Genomic DNA, 18,194 nt, shown 5'->3' with positions numbered 1-18,194 from the left:
TGATATGACGCCCCCTTCCTCCTTTCGCACACAGTGGTTTCTAGTACTGTCATGCCTGCTGTTAGTAAGCATAGGTATGGGCACCCGTCTTTACCTGGATAAACAAGCTGCCGAAGCCGAATCCGCTGCACGCTTGCAAAATCAAGCAAGGGTAATCGCCCAAAACCTGGATGCCCAACTACACACGACCGATAACCTGCTAAGAGACCTGACGACGGAGCTATCCCGCGTTCATGGCGTAGCGAATTGGTCGCAAGTGAACGTATACCTGCGTGCTTTGGCACATGCACAGCCAGGCCTACGCCACATTTCAGTGCTTGATCGGGAAGGTGTAGTGCGGGCAAGCAGCAATGCACAACTCATGGGCAAGAATTTCGCCGACTATGATTACTTTTCTGTACCACTGCGCCAATCAAATCCTCGGCTGCTATATGTTTCACCCCCCTTCCGTACCAATAGCGACAACAGCTATGCCCTCAGCCTGTCGCGAATCGTATTAGGGGAGCGTGGCCAATTCGACGGCATAGTGATGACGACCCTGGATCGCAATTACTTCAAAACCCTGATGTCGTCTGTACTGTTTGCCCCAAATATGTGGAGCGCCATCGCGCATGGGGACGGCCTACTCTTTTTGGTAATGCCAAATAAAGAAAGTCAGTTGGGGCAGAATCTTTCCGCACAGGCCAGCTTCTTCAGCAGCCATCGCGACAGCCGACAGCAAGAGTCGCTGATGGTTGACCGTAAAGCCGGCGAACAGCGGCAGGTCGCCCAATACACGGTTTCCCCGCCTGATCTACAAATGAACAAGCCGCTTGTTGTAGCGGTCAGCCAATTGCAATCAGCCACCCTGGCACCTTGGTACAACAGCTTTCGCTCTCAAGTCCTGCTGTATTTACTACTCGCATTCTTGATGTTGGTGGGCTTCGCATTACTTCAGAGTCGACGTCGCCAGTTTTCCCATCTCAAGGCAAACCATCGCCGGATCCTAGACATTGCCAACGAGGGCGTCATCAGTTTCGATGCCGAGGGCCGGATTACTTATATGAATGCCGCAGCGGCAAAGCTGACTGGTTGGAATCAAAAGAGTATTGAAGTGGAAAACCTCTTTGCCCGACTAGACCAAGCCGGGCAACCAGAACTTGCCCAACTGCTTTCCCCTCCCACCTACAAGGGGGAAATTCGCGAACTATCCGATACCTGGCTACCAGTCGCAACAGGCGAGCGCCTATCCGTCAGCCTTAGCTGTACAGCGAATCGGGAAGCTGCGCATACCTACAGCTGGGTCATGGTATTTCGCGATATTGGCGCTCAAAAACAAGCCGCCCAGATTTTGCGAGAAAGCGAAGCACGACTGAAGCTAGCCACTGAAGCTGCGGGCGTGGCGGTGTGGGAATACGATCTTGTCACAGGTGAGACGAAATGGGATGAAAGTGTGTCTCGGCTATACGGTTTACCTCTAGACCCTATCTACTGTACCTATGCCAGCTGGCAAAAATTAGTCGAACCCGAAGATATTGCCGCTGTTGAGGCGACCTTACAGGCCGCTATTGCTGAGCGACAGCCTTTTCACGCCACCTTTCGGGTGGGACGGTATAGCGACGGGCAGCAGCTCATCATTCAAGCTCACGGACAGTTGATCTTGAATGAGCAAGGACAACCTGTACTAATGGTGGGCACCAATGAAGATATTACCGAAGAACGTGAAGCCGCTAACCAGCTGCGTGACGCGGAGGAGCGCTTTCGATCCTCTTTCGATGGTGCCTCAATTGGCATGGCATTGGTCAACAGGGAAGGACAATTCATTCAAACTAACCAGGCCTTACTCGATATTGTTGATTACAGCGAGGAAGAACTACGCCACCTTACCTTTCAGGCAATTACCCACCCGGACGATTTGCCTACTAACCAGGCCCTATTACTAGATCTCATACAGGGCAAGTGCAGTAACTATCATCTGGAAACCCGTTACCGCTGTAAAAGTGGCGAGACTGTTTGGATACAACAATCCGCATCGGTTGTGCGCGATTACACCGGCAAACTGCTCTACTTCGTAGTTCAAATTCAAGATATCAACATGCAAAAGCTGGCTATGGAACAAGTCCGCCGTGAACGGGACCTGTTTGCAGATGGCCCGGTTCTCGTACGTATCTGGCAACCTGCTGAGGGTTGGCCCATCGAGTATGTTTCGCGCAATTCGGAAACCGTTTTAGGCTATGCCGCCGATGAAATCACTGGAAGTGATTTTGGCTTCGCTACGTTGCTACACCCGGAAGAGGCTGTACGGGTTCAGGCAGCCATTACCCAATTTGTTGCCGGCGACCAGCACCATATCGAACTCAGTTACCGTTTGCTTTGCAAAGACGGGACCTACCGATGGTTTTATGATTTCAATACAGTAGACCGCGACACCTCGGGCCAATTATTGGCTTTGCGCGGCTATATGCTTGATCAAACCAGCATCAAAGACATTGAACAAGCCTTGGCGGCAGAACGTGAGCGGTTAAGTGCTATTTTGTCAGGCACCAGCGCAGGCACCTGGGAATGGCATGTGCCTACTGGTGAAGTTGTCATCAATAAGTACTGGGCCGAAATGCTCGGTTACGAAATACATGAATTGGCCCCGGTCAATATAGATACATGTCAGGCACTAGTTCACCCCGACGATCTGATATTGGCTCAGGAGCAGCTAGACCTGTATTTCAACGGTATCCAACCCGATTACGAATGTGAAATACGAATGCGCCATAAGAATGGCGCATGGGTATGGATATTGGCCCGCGGTAAAGTCAACCGCTGGACAGACATTGCCCAACCGTTATTGATGTCAGGCACGCATAAAGACATTACGAAACGTAAACAAGCCGAAGAGGACTTACGCAGCACCAGCGGACTCTTGCGTAGCGTGCTTGATTCCGCCACCGAAGTCTCGATCATCGCAACTAACCCTGAGGGGCTGATTACGATTTTTAATCGCGGAGCTGAGCGAATGCTAGGCTATTGCGCGGATGAAATGATTGGTGTTCGGACACCCCTTTGCTTGCATTTGCCCGAAGAAATAGCCAAACGTAGATTGCAACTAGAGACCGAGTTAGGCACACGTATCTCTGAATTTGCAACCATCACCGGTAAGGCCGACCGTGATGGTGTTGAACAGTTGGATTGGACTTATGTGCGCAAAGACGGCAGTCGGCTCACCATGACGTTGATTGTGACCGCCATACGCTCATTCAATAATGATTTGCTGGGTTATCTGGGCATTGGCCGTGACGTGACCCAGGCACGGGAATATGAAAGCACCCTCAAGGAAGCCAAGCAGCAAGCAGAGCTAGCCAGCACGACTAAAAGCCAGTTTTTGGCGAATATGAGTCATGAGATCCGTACGCCCATGAATGCCATTCTCGGCATGGTGCAGGTATTGCAACGGACTGAGCTAACGGTGCGGCAGCAAGATTATGCAGGGAAGGCGCTATCGGCTGCACAGTCGCTGCTGGGCATCCTTAATGACATCCTCGACTTCTCAAAAGTGGAAGCCAGCAAGATGCTGCTGGAGACCCAGCCTTTCCGCCCCGACAAACTCATGCGCGATCTGTCCGTAATCCTTTCAGCGGGGGCCAGTAGCAATGATGTGGAGATGCTGTTCTCCATCGACCCAAAACTACCACCCGTACTGATGGGCGATGCATTGCGATTGAAACAGGTGCTGATCAACCTTGCCGGCAATGCCGTTAAATTCACACAGCATGGCGAGGTCCTGGTCGCGCTGGACTGCTTGTCCTTGCACGAGAATCAAGCCGAGATACTGTTTACCATCAAAGATTCAGGCATCGGCATCGCGGCCGATGCCTTACAGCATATTTTCGAAGTGTTCACACAAGCAGAAGCCTCCACTACACGGCGCTTTGGCGGAACTGGGCTGGGTTTGGCAATCAGTCAGCGCTTGGTCAAGCTCATGGGGGGCAAGCTGGCCGTGGAGAGTACGCCGGGGGTAGGTAGCCGTTTCTACTTCACCCTTAAGTTGACAGTGGGTAAAACCATCAGCGAAACCCTGCTGCCTGCCACCCACAGCTTCCCCCTCAATGAATCTGGAATGCGCACCCTGATCGTGGATGACAACCCTATCGCCCGCGAGGTGCTGTCGGATATGGTCCATGCATTGGGGTGGCAAGCAGACACGGCTGCCAGCGGCAGAGAGGCATTGGCGCTACTGCAGCAGAGCGACACCGGCAGGTTTCCCTACGATGTCGTCTTCATGGACTGGAAGATGCCGGATATGGATGGCTGGGAAACAACACGTCATATCCGCTTGCTGCAAAACGGCGTACACACGCCCACCGTCATCCTGGTCAGCGCACATGATCGTGAAATATTGGCCGACAAGATACAACACCATCCAAACACACTGGATGGCTTCCTGACCAAGCCAGTCACCGCTTCCATGTTGTTGGATGCCGTGGTCAATGCCACTGCAGGCCAAGTTCATTTACAACCATCCGGCAACCAATCCGTACTGAATCGCCTTCAGGGGCTGCGCCTTTTGGTCGTAGAAGACAACTTGCTGAACCAGCAGGTAGCCCAGGAATTACTGTCCGCGGAAGGCGCCTATGTTGAAGTTGCCAGTGGCGGTGTGGCGGGTGTAGCACGCGCTACCAACGCCGTGCCGCCATTCGATGCTGTATTGATGGATATCCAGATGCCTGATATAGACGGCTATACCGCCACGCGCGAGATTCGCCGCCATCCAGCTATGGCATGGCTATCCATTATCGCCATGACTGCCAATGCCATGGCATCGGACAAAGCAACCTGTCTTGCCGCAGGAATGAATGATCATATCGGCAAGCCCATCCACCTTGACTCACTCGTCAGCACCCTGCTCCACCATTGCGGCCGTACAAAATCAACCGCCGATTCGGCGGGCATTGCCATACAAAACAACGCCTCTATCAATACCCTCATCGCCGAGCTTGATATAGAACTGGACATTGCGCTGCAAAGATTAAGCGGCAACCAGGAGCTATTTGCCCGCATGATCCATTCCTTCAGTCAGGATGCCGCGGCGATGGTCAACGAACTGCAGGCGCATCTTCAGCAAGCCACCCTGGTTGAAGCCAGCCGGCTTCTGCATACCCTCAAAGGTCTGGCGGGTACGGTAGGGGCCAAAGGGTTGGCAATCTATATTGCTCAGGCCGAGCAACAGCTACGTCACCCTCGCGATGCTGCTGCAAATGCAGAGATGATCGCCACCCTGACGGACATGATCGAGAATAACAGCCGTGTCCTGACACAGATTGCCGAGGAATTGGCACCACAGTTGCCACTCCCCCCGAGCGCTGCCAATCAAGACCTGGACAAGGCCGCCTTTGAAGCATCCCTCTCCGAACTTGAATCTTTCCTGAAGGATGGCAACATGCGCGCTACCGACATTTTTTGCGAACTACAGCAGGCGTTTGGTCCCATATTGACCGAGCATCTGCAGCCACTCGACGAGGCCATGTATCGTCTGGATTTCAAGTTGGCATTGGAAAAATGTTGCAATCTACGCTCAGTAATCGCATGAGACATGCCTCCGGCCAGGTAGACCTTCTGCTGGGCACATCGGACAACCGGCCTTGTCTCTTATTGGTGGATGATCAAGCCATCAATATCCAAACGATGTACCAAATCTTCCATAACGACCACGAAGTATTCATGGCCACCAGCGGCGCACAAGCACTGGAATTTTGCCAAAATAAGCAACCGGATTTGATTTTGCTGGATGTGGTCATGCCCGATATGGACGGCTACGAAGTCTGCCGCCAACTCAAAAACGACCCGCTGACTCAAGCTATACCAGTGATCTTTGTTACTGCTCAAGACAACCCAATTGATGAAGAACGAGGACTTGATATCGGTGCCGTCGACTTCATTAGTAAACCCGTCAACCCCAAAGTGGTAAGGGCTCGCGTGAGGACCCACCTTACGTTGAAGCGACAATCCGATCTGCTTCGCTCACTGGCCTTTGTCGACGGCCTGACAGGTGTGGCCAATCGGCGTAATTTTGACGAAACACTCAAATCCGAATGGCGTCGTTGCCTACGTTCCAATCAAACACTGTCTTTAATCATTCTCGATATCGATTTCTTCAAGCGCTACAACGACCACTATGGTCACCAAGCCGGCGACCTTTGCCTTTGTGCTGTCGCAACCACACTACGTAAGTGCGCCAATCGGTCACATGACCTCGTTGCACGGTATGGTGGAGAAGAGTTTGTCTGCATACTCCCCGAAACCCCGCTGTCCGGCGCCGAAACCATGGCACAGGAAATGGAATTGGCTGTCCGCCAGCTGGGTATCGTGCATGCCCAATCAGATATCGCCGATGTCGTCACCATCAGCCTAGGCGTCGCCGCCGCTTTCCACCCACAAAGCGAAGGCCCTGAAAAACTGATCTCTACCGCCGACGGCCTGCTATACGCCGCCAAACAAGCTGGGCGGGGGCAATACAAGGTTGGCCATGTTGCTTAAGCTATTCAACGTCTTGATACACCCCTCATAACAAGGTTCATTCGCCGCGCGAAAATACAAGCCGACATAGAACACACCGGCTGGGTATGTAGCCAGCTGCACCTAAGTTGCCAATGCAGGATTACAACGTCGGGCTATTCGAAGTGGCCATTTCCCATTCTTCCGCCAGCCCCACCAGCTGATCGACCACGCCAAAAATGGCGACTCCCTTAGACGTCAGCGAATAAGTCACTTGCGGTGGGATCGTCGCCACAACATCACGGTGAAGCAACGCCCCAGCCTCAAGTTCGCGTAATCGTTCCGTCAATGTCTTGGTCGATATCGGGTCCAGCCGACGCTTGAGCTCGCCAAAACGTTGCGCGCCCTCATGCCCCAGCACCCAAATAATGTGTGCAGACCACTTGGCAAACAGCAGATGCATTACCCCATCGACAGGGCAATGGGGCTGCTCTTTCCGGATTTCTTTCAGGGCAGTTACCAAAAGGAACCTACTTTATTTAGGAAAGTAATGGCCGCATTATTACGCCTTGTAAGGTAAACCTGCCATCATTTCAAAGGAAAAATCATGAAACGTATCCATCTACAAGGCGTTGGCAGCACAATATGGTTTCGAATCGCCAAACCACGTAGAACGACCCGATCATTATTGTTGTTGCTTGCTATGGTGCTTGCCGGTGGCACTTATGCGTCGGAAGCCCCTGCGACTGTGGAAGATGTACACCGCCTCTTCGCACAATATTTGGCAACGGGGAATAAGGTTGGCATAGGTAGTCTGTTTGAACCCGATGCCGTATTTATCGCTGCGGATGGCACAACGATCAAAGGGCGGGACAATGTAATAAACGCCCTATCTACCTATATGGGCATCTCCGCCCCCATAAAAACGCTGTCACGCAGCATCCACATCAATGGCGAGTTGGCGATGACCCGCAGCCATTGGAAGTTGGGGGAACAAGAAGGCGTAGCCTTGGAAACACTTCGCTACGATAAGCGGGCTGGATGGCGGTATGTGATTGATAACCCACACGGCAGGTAATGGATCATGTCAATGACCCAAAAAACCCGCGTCAGTTATCATTAACGCGGGCCTCGTGGGCTTCCTAAGAACCGGTCTAACGTCTGCTGTACGTCAACAATACGGCGTTGAAAACAGCCTCGGAATGCTCATCTACCACGCGTAAATTCCGCTTTCTCGGCTGTTTTCGCCTTGCCTTGCCCTAGGTCTCAAGACTTTGAACAGATTCTAAGGCCCGCTGAAACAGTTCTCAGCTTACAGCGAGTAGTACATGTCGAACTCAACCGGATGAGTCGTCATTCGAATCCTGTTGACGTCGTTCATCTTCAATTCGATGTAAGCATCAATCCACTCATTGGTGAACACACCGCCGCGGGTCAGGAACTCACGGTCCTTGTCCAGTGAATCCAGGGCTTCATCCAACGAAGCGCACACGGTTGGGATCAGCTTGTCTTCTTCCGGCGGCAGGTCGTACAGATTCTTGTCGGCAGGGTCACCAGGATGAATCTTGTTCTGTACGCCGTCCAGACCCGCCATCAACAAGGCCGAGAAGGCCAAGTACGGATTGGCTAGTGGATCGGGAAAGCGAGCTTCGATACGACGGCCCTTATCCGACTGCACGTGCGGAATACGGATCGAAGCCGAGCGGTTACGAGCCGAGTAAGCCAGCTTGACCGGTGCTTCGTAATGCGGAACCAGACGCTTGTAGGAGTTGGTGCCCGGATTGGTGATCGCATTCAGCGCCTTGGCATGCTTGATGATGCCGCCGATGTAGTAGATGGCGAATTCTGAAAGACCGGCATAGCCGTTACCGGCAAACAGGTTCTTGCCATCCTTCCAAACTGACTGGTGCACGTGCATGCCTGAACCATTGTCGCCAACAATCGGCTTTGGCATGAAAGTGGCAGTCTTGCCGTACTGGTGGGCAACGTTGTGCACCACGTACTTCAAAATCTGGGTCCAGTCAGCGCGCTGGGTCAGGGTGCTGAATTTGGTGCCGATTTCGTTTTGGCCTGCATTGGCGACTTCGTGGTGAAACACTTCAACTGGCACACCCAACTCTTCCAGCACCACAACCATGGCGGCACGGATGTCCTGGTGGCTATCGACCGGGGGAACAGGGAAGTAACCGCCCTTAACGCGAGGACGATGCCCCGTGTTGCCGCCTTCGGTGGCGCTATTCGAAGCCCAAGCGCCTTCGTCCGAACTGATCTTCAGGAAGCAGCCGGTCATGTCAACGTTCCATTGCACGCCGTCGAAGATAAAGAATTCAGGTTCCGGCCCGAAGTAAGCCGTGTCGCCCAGACCCGATGCCTTCAGATAAGCCTCAGCACGCTTGGCGATAGAACGTGGATCGCGGTCATAACCCTTGCCGGTATCGGGCTCAATGACATCACAAGTCATGAACAGGGTAGGCTCATCAAAGAATGGGTCGATATTGGCTGTTGCCGGGTCCGGCATCAGCAACATATCGGAGGCCTGAATACCCTTCCAGCCGGTGATCGAAGAACCATCAAACGCGTGGCCATTGCTGAACCATTCTTCGTCAACGACATGGGATGGCACAGTAACGTGCTGTTCCTTACCGATAGTGTCGGTGAAACGCAGATCGACAAATCGGATGTCGTTTTCTTTAATTTGCTTCAGAACGTCGGCGACCGCCATGCTCATAACTCCTGTGGATAACCTGGGTGACCGGCCATCAGTTAAGGCCGGCGGGGAATCAAATTGTAGAGAGTCGTCGCGCACTTTGCAGTCGCTCGGTGCACGCTCGGCCCAAGTGGAGCAGGAAGTATGCCACTACGCGCAGCCCAAGTAAGTACGCCATGCAAAGGCTCATCGCAATAAGCGCAAGCCCCATTAAAGTGCAAAAATAGAAGCAGCGCTTCTTTTTGGTGCATCGATGAAGCGATGGATGTTATTTGCCATAATCCCTGTATTGCAACCCACGCTACAAAGAGGATCCCTATGAGCCAACAAAACGAAATCCTACAGCGCGCCCATGATCGCGCTGAACAGATGAGCCTGCCTTATTCGGGCGCACTTACCCCAGACGAAGCGCACGCCTTGATAGCGACGATGCCGAATGCGCGCTTGGTGGATGTCCGTACCCATGCAGAGTGGCAATTTGTAGGCACGCCGGAAAAAGCCATCAAGGTTGAATGGAAAAGCTGGCCCGGCATGACGCCCAATCCCAATTTCCTTGAGCAACTCAAACATCAGGTTGATGCCGAGCATGCCTTGTTTTTTCTATGCCGTACGGGCGCACGCTCGCACGAAGCGGCAGTCATGGCGGCAGCCCATGGTTTTAGTGAGTGTTACAACATACTGGAAGGCTTTGAAGGCGAGCCCAACGAAGCCGGTCAACGCGGCCAAACCAACGGCTGGAAAGGCCGTGGCCTGCCCTGGTCCCAAAGCTAAGCATGCGAGTCCTTTTTGTGCTGATCGCCGCAGGGGCGGCGATTGGCTGGTGGCAACGCGATGCCATTGATGCCATGTTGAATCCGCCGAAACCCCCAGCGCCGGTATATCGTTGGACAGATGCCAAAGGCCAACTGCATTACAGCGATACCCCCACCAAACAAGCGATCGAGGTCCAACTTAAGCCATTAAACACAGTCAAAGGCATGAGCCCCGCTGAGATTGCAGCCGCCAATAAGCCAAGGTCCGCAGCTACCCCGCCTGCTCAAAACCAGCCTCCTGATTGTGATGCAGAGGACGCTGCCACACAAGCACGCTGCATCGCCGCCCACACCGTCCCACGCAATTTAGCACTGGAACGCATGGAAAAAGCCGCCCAAAAGCTGATTAACTAGGCATTGCGCTACGCGGCCTTCTCCATCAACACGCTGTCACTTGAATATTTGACCTGTCACCATGACCGACCGTTACGCCGTCATCGGCAATCCGATTAAGCACAGCAAGTCTCCCCTCATCCATGCGGCATTTGCGGCACAAACAAAACAGAAACTGATCTACGAACGGCTGGAAGCACCGCTCGACAGTTTTATCGAGCGCGCTGCTGAATTCCTGGCAATGGGCGGTAGTGGCTGCAACGTCACGGTGCCATTCAAGGAAGAAGCTTTCCGGTTTGCCAATATCCTGACTGAACGCGCCGAACTGGCAGGGGCAGTGAATACGCTTTGGTTAGATGATGAAGGCGTGGTTGGCGACAATACGGATGGGGCTGGCTTGGTACGAGACCTACAGCGCCACCTTAAATTAGTAGGGTTGCGCATACTGCTTTTAGGCGCTGGCGGCGCGGCACGTGGTGTGCTTGGGCCACTGTTGGCGGAAAGGCCCGCTCAATTGGTGATTGCCAATCGCTCGCCTGATAAGGCTATTGCGCTGGCTACACAGTTCATCCAATTGGGCCCCATCACCGCTTGCAGCCTTGCCGAGCTACCTAACCAACCGTTCGACCTAATCATCAACGCAACCTCTGCGAGCCTTGCCGGCGAGGCGCTTCCTTTACCCACCTCAATTTGCCAAACAGACGGGTTGGCTTACGACATGATGTACGGGAAGGCAGAAACCCCGTTTTTGCAACAGGCTAAGGCTGCGGGCGTTGTACGCCGTTTGGATGGCTTGGGCATGCTGGTGGAACAAGCAGCCGAAGCCTTCTTCCTGTGGCGTGGCATCCGGCCCGAAACCGAAACCGTGCTGGTAAAGCTTCGCGCCGGGTTATAGCCCGTAGCAGATACCGGCAACCGCCCTGGCGCACTTACCAAGCATGTACGAAGTACCTGCGCTTGGCTGATCAAGGCGAGGCCGTGCTTTCCAGCAGCATGGCCTCCAACTGATTCATTCGGGCACGCTCCATTGGCTCAGTCGCACCTCTGGCGCCTTGGCGCTCATCCTGCTCCGAACGGACACTTACCCGCACCAAGCTGCCATCCTCATAAAAAGCCAAGGTAGTATGGCCTGATGGTGGCGACTCGATCCGATAGTCGATGCCTAGATTGAGGCAGCGGATCTCCACCGCCTTGGCGTCGTCTGAGTAAATCACCAGGTTGATGTCAGAATGCGGGCCGGCAAGGCCCGACAGTACAGAGCCCACCAAATAAGGCCTGAACTCGGCGAACAAACGCATTGCGCTAAGCGCTTTTTGGCGTAGTTCAACCAACACATGGCTATGGTTTGGCGAGAAGATGTTGCGGTATTGACGCAGTGCGGTTTCTATTTCGCCATTGCCGGGGAGATTTTTGCCCTCCGGCAAACCCAGGCGGCGAGCCGCCTTGCGCTTGGCCGTTCCGAAGTCATCTATATGCTCCTCGGCCATCAGCTTGGCTGCCAGATGAATGATCTGTTCTCGTACCCCACGAGGGGATCGGTCCCGAGTATGCATGCTGTCTCCTTGAATAGGGGTAGCGCAGGGATCGTGCAGCAAGTATAGGCTGGCAATACTTAGCGTACCGCATAGTCGCGCTAATTTCCTGCCCTTGTAACAGCACATGACCTGATTGCCCAATCCGCTTGGCGCACGCCCGTTACACTCTGCCTATCCGCCCTTTACATCGACACAGACCTTTGACCTTACTAGCCCCTCAACTCGCCGACTTGTACTGGCTGCTTTGCTCGCCACCGCTATTGGCTGATGAAGCGTTACCGCCTGGCGTAAGGCAGGGTGATGCCCAGTTAGGTGAGTCGTGGTGGCAACAGCTGAGTCATGCCAATCTCACTACTAACCTGCCACCAACACAGCATGGCTTTCGGCTTGGCCGGCATGCCGAAATGCTCCTGCAAACTGCCTTGGCCAGTCTACCCGGCTATCAGCTGTTGGCAAGCCAATTGCCTGTACGCGAGGGAGGCATCAGCCTGGGGGAAATCGACTATCTTCTGCGCCCACCACACGGGCCGCTGCTACATATAGAGCTGGCCGTAAAATTCTTCATTGCGCTGCCAACCGCACAGGGGCTGTGTTACGTAGGCCCCGGTTTACGCGATGCATTAACCCTGAAACTGGTCCGATTGTTCCAGCACCAGTTACAGCTGGCCGGTAGTCAGGCGGGCCAAACAGCGCTGGGCAGCAGCGCACCGGTGCAACCAATGGCATGGCTTCGCGGACGCATGTTTTATCGCGAGCTGGATAGCCCGGCACCCGCCTTTTTGGCCACAGACCACCTGCGCGGTTGGTGGCGCTGCTGGGGTGAGGTATTGCCGCAACAGCGAGGCGATAGCCTATGGCGCAGCTTGAACAAACCCGACTGGCTGGGTCTACGTCCGCTAGATGACCAAGCCTTGCCGTTTACCGAATGGCATGCCCAGACGGAAGCCCATTTCAGCTACCCACACTGGCCCTTGCAAGTAGCTGAATACGCCCCCGCGCAAGATGGAGGACATGAACTCGCCCGGGGCATATTGTTACCGCCCGGTTGGCCCAGCCAAGCCATGCTTGCCAGCCTGCTGGCTCGCATCCCACCCCACTTCTAACCTCGGCTTCATCGAACCAATTCAAAGGCCATCACAAGCGAAGGTTTTTAATCAGCACAGCAATTGCAGTAACGGATAAATTCTTCCCACCGGCAGGTTGCTTTTTACCATTCATACGCATTAGCAACAGCCTGTCGCCATCCACTCGGTATTGGTTGAGCGCGGTTTAGAATACACGTCTGATTCCCTTATTGGACAACCACCGCCATGCGCGACGCGCTGAACAACAACCCGTTGCTACAAGCCTGGAACACCCCCTACGGCTTACCGCCTTTCGACCGTGTGGCGGCCGAGCACTTTCTACCCGCGTTCGACGTTGCCATGCAGGCCCATCTGGCCGAGCTTGATGCAATCGCAGATCAAACCGAACTGCCAAGCTTTGCCAATACACTGGTCACCTTCGATGCCTCAGGCCGCCAACTCAAGCAGATTGACCTGCTTTTCAGCAACCTGTGTTCAAGTGAGACCTCCCCGGTATTACAAGCGGTGGAACTGACCATGGCCCCTCGCTTGGCGGCGCATGAAAGCGCCATCTACATGCATGCCGGATTGTTTCAGCGTATCGATGCCTTGTTCCGCGATCGTGCCGGCCTGGGCCTTGATGCCGAGCAAAGCCGCCTTCTGGAACGGGTTCATCTGGATTTCGTCCGTGCCGGCGCCCAACTGCAAGGAGAAGCCAAAGCCCGCCATGCCACCGTGATGGCCGAACTGGCAGAAGCCTGTACCCGCTTCAGCCAGAATATCCTGGCCGACGAAGCCGCCTTTACGCTTGAACTCAATGGCGAAGCCGACCTTGCTGGCCTCCCCGACTTTGTCCGTGCGTCTGCGCGCAATGCCGCCACCCAGCGCGGTCTGTCGGCCGGTAGCTACATCATTACCCTCTCGCCGTCGATTGCCGAACCGTTCCTGACTTTCTCGGACCGCCGCGACCTACGCGAAACGATCTGGCGCGAGCGGACTGCCCGTGGCGCACATGCTGGCGAACACGACAACCGCCCATTGGCAGCCCATATTGTCGCCCTACGCCAAGAGCAAGCCGCTATCTTGGGCTACGACAGCTATGCCGACTATGAACTGGTCGATCGCATGGCCGGGAAAGCATCAGCAGTGCTCAACCTACTGGAACAAGCCTGGCAACCTGCGCTGCAAAAAGCTGAGGCCGACCGCGCCGTGTTGAACGACAAGGCCGCAGAACTGGGCCTGCCTACACCGCTGGCGGCGTGGGATTGGCGTTATCTGGCCGAGAAGGTACGCCAGCAGCGGTATGACCTCGACGACGCAGAAACCAAACCTTACTTCACCCTGGAGAACATGATTGCCGCCATGTTCGACTGTGCCGGCCGTTTATTTGGGCTGAAATTTATCGAGCAGCACAATATTCCACTGCACCATCCCGATGCCCGCCTGTGGGCAGTACGTGACCGCAGCAATGGCTTTGTCGGTTTGTTTATCGGCGACAATTTCGCCCGCCCCAGCAAACGCAGCGGCGCATGGATGAGCATCTTCCGCAGCCAGTCCGGCATTGCGGGCGGCACAACACCTATCGTCATCAATAACAATAACTTCGCCAAGGCCGACACCACGCTGTTGAGCTTTGACGACGTCCGTACACTATTCCACGAGTTTGGTCATGGCTTGCACGGCTTGCTGTCCCAAGTGCGGTACGAGCGGCTGGCCGGCACCCAGGTGCTGCGAGATTTTGTCGAGTTGCCTTCGCAGATTTTTGAGAACTGGGCTAAGGAAGAAGCCGTATTACGCCAACACGCTCGCCACTATCAAAGCGGCGCGGTTATTCCGGCGGCACTGCTGGCAAAACTCAAAGCCGCCAGCCAGTTCAACCAAGCTTGGGCCACGGTGCAATATGTCGCACCCGCCCTGATCGACATGGCCTTACATTCCCTACCCAACGGCACCACGGTGGATATCACTGCATTCGAGGCCGAGCAATGCAAGCGGTTGGGTGTACCGGCAGACATCGGCCAGCGGCATTACCTGAGCCATTTCAGCCATCTCTTCTCCGGGCCTTGGTATGCGGCCGGCTATTACGTCTACATGTGGGCGGAGGTGCTCGATGCCGATGGCTTCAATGCATTTCAGGAAGCGGGCGATCCATTCGAACCCAGCACCGCCCATCGACTGTTGCAGCATATCTACAGCGCCGGCAACAAGCAGGACCCCGCCGCGGCCTACCGCGCCTTTCGTGGCCGCGACCCGCAGGTCGAGCCCATGCTGAAAAAGCGTGGATTAATCACCGTATAAATCATCGGCTGCTTCAACACGCCCGGTTACTGCGGTCATTTTCCGATGGGTCTGACTACAATTAAGAGCCAAACCCATCGGAGCCGCTATGTTTGAAGCCGCCGAACTTGGCCACCAGATCAGCAAGGGCGATTACAAGGCGCAAGTACCTGGACTACGCGAAGCACTACTTGATGCCCAATACGAGCTACAAGCGGTGGCTCGCTTTCCTGTTTTGATTCTGATCAATGGCCTTGATGGTGCGGGCAAAGGTGAGACGGTCAATCTACTCAATGAGTGGATGGACCCTCGCCTTATCGACACCCATGCTTTTGGCAATATCAGTGGCGATGAAAAAGAATATCCACCAATGTGGCGCTATTGGCGCGCGCTGCCGGCCAAGGGGCGAATCGGCATTTTGTTCGGGTCCTGGTATTCCGAGCCCGTCTTCACCCAATTTAAAGAAGAAGTAGATACCGCAGCCTTGCATAGCCGACTGGATGAAATCATCCGGCTTGAAACCATGCTGGCCGAAGAGGGTATCCTGCTGCTCAAGTTCTGGTTCCACCTTGGCAAAAAAGCCCAGAAAGTCCGGCTGACTGCTCTGGAAAAAGACCCGCGAACCCGTTGGCGTGTTGGTGAGCGCGAATGGATGCATCTAAAACATTACGACACTTTTCGCAAACTGGCCGAAACTGTGCTGATGCGCACCAGCACCGGCGTTGCCCCCTGGATGGTGGTCGATGGAGAGGATGAACGCTATCGCAACCTGACCGTTGGAAAGCAGTTGCTCGAATCCCTGCGCCAACGCCTGGCGCAGGCCATGCCACAGCCCACCACTACCCGAAGTGCCCCTCTGCTGGCGCCATTGGATGGCTTGCGAGTGCTCGACCGACTCATCCTGAATCAGTCCATGAGCAAGTCTGATTACACCGAACAACTGGAAGTCCTGCAAGGCAGGCTCAATGCCCTGAGCCGCCACCCCAAGCTGCATAAGCACAGTATCGTATTGGTCTTCGAAGGAAATGATGCCGCAGGCAAAGGCGGGGCAATCAGGCGGGTGACGGGTGCGCTGGATGCACGCCATTATCACGTTCATCCGATTGCCGCCCCCAGCGAAGACGAGCTGGCCCAACCCTATCTCTGGCGTTTTTGGCGACGGCTGCCACGACGTGGCAGGTTCGCCATTTTCGACCGGTCTTGGTACGGCCGTGTATTGGTCGAGCGGGTTGAAGGCTTTGCCGACGAAGCCAATTGGATGCGTGCTTATAGCGAGATCAACGATTTTGAACAGCAGTTGCATGACGCCAACGTCATCGTCGTGAAATTCTGGCTGGCCATTGATGCCGACGAACAACTCAAACGCTTCCAAGCGCGTGAAGAAACCGGCTTCAAACGTTTCAAAATTACCGACGACGACTGGCGTAATCGCGAGAAATGGCCGGCCTACCGCGAAGCCGTACACGATATGGTCGAACGCACCAGCACACCTGCCGCACCTTGGTTGTTGGTCGAAGCCAACAACAAATACTACGCCCGCATCAAGGTTTTACGCTGCGTTTGCGAAGCGATTGAAGCGCAGCTTAGGTAGAATCGCGCCCTTTTGCCCATGCAAAGCCCTTCCTCGCAATATGTCGCCATCATCGGCGGAGGCCCTGCCGGCTTGATGGCTGCCGAAGTCTTGGTCGGTGCCGGCTATCGAGTGGATATTTTTGATGCCATGCCGTCAGTTGGGCGTAAGTTCCTGCTGGCTGGCGTCGGCGGCATGAATATCACCCATTCCGAACCAATGGCCCAGTTCCTTAGCCGCTACGCCGAGCGGGAAACCGACATCGCCCGTCTGCTGGCCGATTTCTCTCCCACAGACCTGTGCGATTGGATTCATGGCCTGGGCATTCAAACTTTTGTGGGGAGCTCGGGACGCATCTTCCCCAGTGATATGAAGGCTGCGCCGCTATTGCGCGCTTGGCTACAACGCTTGAAGACAGGCGGGGTGCAGATGCATGTGCGCCACCGTTGGTTGGGTTGGGATGAAAGTGGCGCGCTACGCTTTATTTCCCCGGCAGGTGAAACAACCTTACGCCCAGCCGCCACTGTGCTGGCGCTAGGGGGCGGTAGCTGGGCGCGACTCGGTTCTGATGGCAGTTGGCTACCGTTGCTGACAGCACAGGGTGTCAAAACAGCACCATTACAACCTGCAAACTGTGGTTTCGATGTGGGCTGGAGCACACATCTACGCGAAAAATTCGCCGGTGCCCCATTAAAGTCGATTGCGTTGGCCCTGACCGATGTCCAAGGACAAACCCAGTACAAAGCTGGCGAGTTCGTGATTAGCGAAGCCGGTGTGGAAGGTAGCTTGATCTACGCCTTTTCAGCGCGGATTCGACAACTGATCCACATCCAAGGTGCAGCCACCCTGCTGCTCGATCTATTGCCCAACCACAGTGCCGAGCGAGTACTGGCTGAAGTGAACCATCCCCGTGGCTCGCGTTCGCTTTCCAGCCACTTGCAAAGCCGGCTCGGCCTGGCAGGTGTCAAGGTGAGTTTGCTACATGAGTGCCTGAGCAAGGAAGACTTCCAGGACGCCACCAGACTGGCAGCCGCCATCAAAGCATTACCGATCATCTTGAAATCTCCACGGCCTATCGACGAAGCCATCAGCACTGCTGGGGGCATATGCTTTGAAGCACTCGATGCCGGATTGATGCTGAAAGCCCTACCCGGTGTGTTCTGTGCCGGGGAAATGCTGGACTGGGAAGCACCAACCGGTGGTTATCTGCTGACAGCATGCTTCGCCAGCGGGCGGGCGGCTGGACTAGGCGTACAACGCTGGCTTGCAGCTCGCTGATTCGACCTCATATGAGATGCTCCTTGTTTACTAACTGATGTTACGCAGTGCATACGATAACCTGTCGCCATGAAGAACAAAGAACTCGATTTGTACACCGACTATTTGCTGAGCACGTTTGGTGCGGCGACAGCAACGGGCTTGTCGGCGATGGTA

13 protein-coding genes are annotated in these 18,194 nt (G+C 54.7%); 10 read left to right on the top strand and 3 right to left on the bottom strand.

Annotated elements, in window-relative coordinates:
* Positions 1-76 precede the first annotated feature (76 nt).
* Both CSQ89_RS11090 and CSQ89_RS11085 read left to right on the top strand, forming a co-directional pair.
* Positions 77-5,557, top strand: coding sequence for a PAS domain S-box protein (locus CSQ89_RS11090; RefSeq protein WP_158228968.1), 5,481 nt, complete (start codon positions 77-79; stop codon positions 5,555-5,557).
* Positions 5,554-6,504, top strand: a complete 951-nt coding sequence (locus CSQ89_RS11085) for a diguanylate cyclase domain-containing protein (RefSeq protein ID WP_099406226.1) — start codon at positions 5,554-5,556, stop codon at positions 6,502-6,504. Before CSQ89_RS11090 ends, CSQ89_RS11085 begins: the two co-directional genes overlap by 4 nt.
* Positions 6,505-6,625: 121 nt before the next feature.
* Here CSQ89_RS11085 and CSQ89_RS11080 read toward each other — a convergent pair whose 3' ends face one another.
* Complete coding sequence (locus CSQ89_RS11080) at positions 6,626-6,925, bottom strand: winged helix-turn-helix transcriptional regulator (protein WP_099406225.1); 300 nt, start codon at positions 6,923-6,925, stop codon at positions 6,626-6,628.
* 144 nt (positions 6,926-7,069) lie between these two features.
* On the opposite strand from CSQ89_RS11080, the gene CSQ89_RS11075 reads away from it, so the two are divergent.
* On the top strand, positions 7,070-7,540 hold the full coding sequence (locus tag CSQ89_RS11075) for a YybH family protein (protein ID WP_099406224.1): 471 nt from the start codon (positions 7,070-7,072) through the stop codon (positions 7,538-7,540).
* A gap of 234 nt (positions 7,541-7,774) precedes the next feature.
* Here CSQ89_RS11075 and glnA read toward each other — a convergent pair whose 3' ends face one another.
* Positions 7,775-9,184, bottom strand: coding sequence for a type I glutamate--ammonia ligase (gene glnA, locus CSQ89_RS11070; protein WP_099406223.1), 1,410 nt, complete (start codon positions 9,182-9,184; stop codon positions 7,775-7,777).
* 303 nt (positions 9,185-9,487) lie between these two features.
* Here glnA and CSQ89_RS11065 point away from each other — a divergent pair, with 303 nt between their 5' ends.
* The 3 genes from CSQ89_RS11065 (at position 9,488) to aroE (ending at position 11,209) form a co-directional block, all read left to right on the top strand.
* Positions 9,488-9,940, top strand: coding sequence for a rhodanese-like domain-containing protein (locus CSQ89_RS11065; protein WP_099406222.1), 453 nt, complete (start codon positions 9,488-9,490; stop codon positions 9,938-9,940).
* A 2-nt stretch (positions 9,941-9,942) separates the two neighbouring features.
* Entirely contained in the window at positions 9,943-10,335 is a 393-nt protein-coding gene (locus CSQ89_RS11060) for a DUF4124 domain-containing protein (RefSeq protein WP_099406221.1), read from the top strand.
* 61 nt (positions 10,336-10,396) lie between these two features.
* On the top strand, positions 10,397-11,209 hold the full coding sequence (gene aroE, locus CSQ89_RS11055) for a shikimate dehydrogenase (protein ID WP_099406220.1): 813 nt from the start codon (positions 10,397-10,399) through the stop codon (positions 11,207-11,209).
* Positions 11,210-11,279: 70 nt separating this feature from the next.
* Here aroE and CSQ89_RS11050 read toward each other — a convergent pair whose 3' ends face one another.
* Entirely contained in the window at positions 11,280-11,867 is a 588-nt protein-coding gene (locus CSQ89_RS11050; RefSeq protein ID WP_099406219.1) for a hypothetical protein, read from the bottom strand.
* 182 nt (positions 11,868-12,049) lie between these two features.
* Between CSQ89_RS11050 and CSQ89_RS11045 the strand changes: the two genes are divergently transcribed.
* The 4 genes from CSQ89_RS11045 to CSQ89_RS11030 all read left to right on the top strand — a co-directional run bounded on the left by CSQ89_RS11045 (position 12,050) and on the right by CSQ89_RS11030 (position 18,038).
* Positions 12,050-12,952: a DUF1853 family protein gene (locus tag CSQ89_RS11045; protein WP_158228967.1), complete on the top strand. Its 903-nt coding sequence runs from the start codon at positions 12,050-12,052 to the stop codon at positions 12,950-12,952.
* A 207-nt stretch (positions 12,953-13,159) separates the two neighbouring features.
* Positions 13,160-15,211, top strand: a complete 2,052-nt coding sequence (locus CSQ89_RS11040) for a M3 family metallopeptidase (protein ID WP_099406217.1) — start codon at positions 13,160-13,162, stop codon at positions 15,209-15,211.
* Positions 15,212-15,299: 88 nt separating this feature from the next.
* Positions 15,300-16,781, top strand: coding sequence for a polyphosphate:AMP phosphotransferase (pap, locus tag CSQ89_RS11035; protein ID WP_099406216.1), 1,482 nt, complete (start codon positions 15,300-15,302; stop codon positions 16,779-16,781).
* 18 nt (positions 16,782-16,799) lie between these two features.
* Positions 16,800-18,038 carry a TIGR03862 family flavoprotein gene (locus tag CSQ89_RS11030; RefSeq protein WP_099406215.1) on the top strand — a complete coding sequence of 413 codons (1,239 nt, stop codon included), beginning with the start codon at positions 16,800-16,802 and terminating at the stop codon, positions 18,036-18,038.
* The last annotated feature ends 156 nt before the right edge of the window (positions 18,039-18,194 follow it).

This window comes from Chitinimonas sp. BJB300, assembly GCF_002735695.1.
Classification (GTDB): Bacteria; Pseudomonadota; Gammaproteobacteria; order Burkholderiales; family Chitinimonadaceae; genus Chitinimonas.
This window is presented reverse-complemented; position numbering and strand designations above follow the sequence as displayed.

What these genes read in the sequence shown, in the direction of transcription:
- glnA (WP_099406223.1), bottom strand. Translation starts at nt 9,184, where the DNA reads ATGGCGGTCGCCGACGTTCTGAAGCAAATTAAAGAAAACGACATCCGA.
- CSQ89_RS11085 (WP_099406226.1), top strand. Translation starts at nt 5,554, where the DNA reads ATGAGACATGCCTCCGGCCAGGTAGACCTTCTGCTGGGCACATCGGAC.
- CSQ89_RS11030 (WP_099406215.1), top strand. Translation starts at nt 16,800, where the DNA reads ATGCAAAGCCCTTCCTCGCAATATGTCGCCATCATCGGCGGAGGCCCT.
- CSQ89_RS11060 (WP_099406221.1), top strand. Translation starts at nt 9,943, where the DNA reads ATGCGAGTCCTTTTTGTGCTGATCGCCGCAGGGGCGGCGATTGGCTGG.
- CSQ89_RS11080 (WP_099406225.1), bottom strand. Translation starts at nt 6,925, where the DNA reads ATGCATCTGCTGTTTGCCAAGTGGTCTGCACACATTATTTGGGTGCTG.
- CSQ89_RS11075 (WP_099406224.1), top strand. Translation starts at nt 7,070, where the DNA reads ATGAAACGTATCCATCTACAAGGCGTTGGCAGCACAATATGGTTTCGA.
- CSQ89_RS11040 (WP_099406217.1), top strand. Translation starts at nt 13,160, where the DNA reads ATGCGCGACGCGCTGAACAACAACCCGTTGCTACAAGCCTGGAACACC.
- pap (WP_099406216.1), top strand. Translation starts at nt 15,300, where the DNA reads ATGTTTGAAGCCGCCGAACTTGGCCACCAGATCAGCAAGGGCGATTAC.
- aroE (WP_099406220.1), top strand. Translation starts at nt 10,397, where the DNA reads ATGACCGACCGTTACGCCGTCATCGGCAATCCGATTAAGCACAGCAAG.
- CSQ89_RS11090 (WP_158228968.1), top strand. Translation starts at nt 77, where the DNA reads ATGGGCACCCGTCTTTACCTGGATAAACAAGCTGCCGAAGCCGAATCC.
- CSQ89_RS11065 (WP_099406222.1), top strand. Translation starts at nt 9,488, where the DNA reads ATGAGCCAACAAAACGAAATCCTACAGCGCGCCCATGATCGCGCTGAA.
- CSQ89_RS11050 (WP_099406219.1), bottom strand. Translation starts at nt 11,867, where the DNA reads ATGCATACTCGGGACCGATCCCCTCGTGGGGTACGAGAACAGATCATT.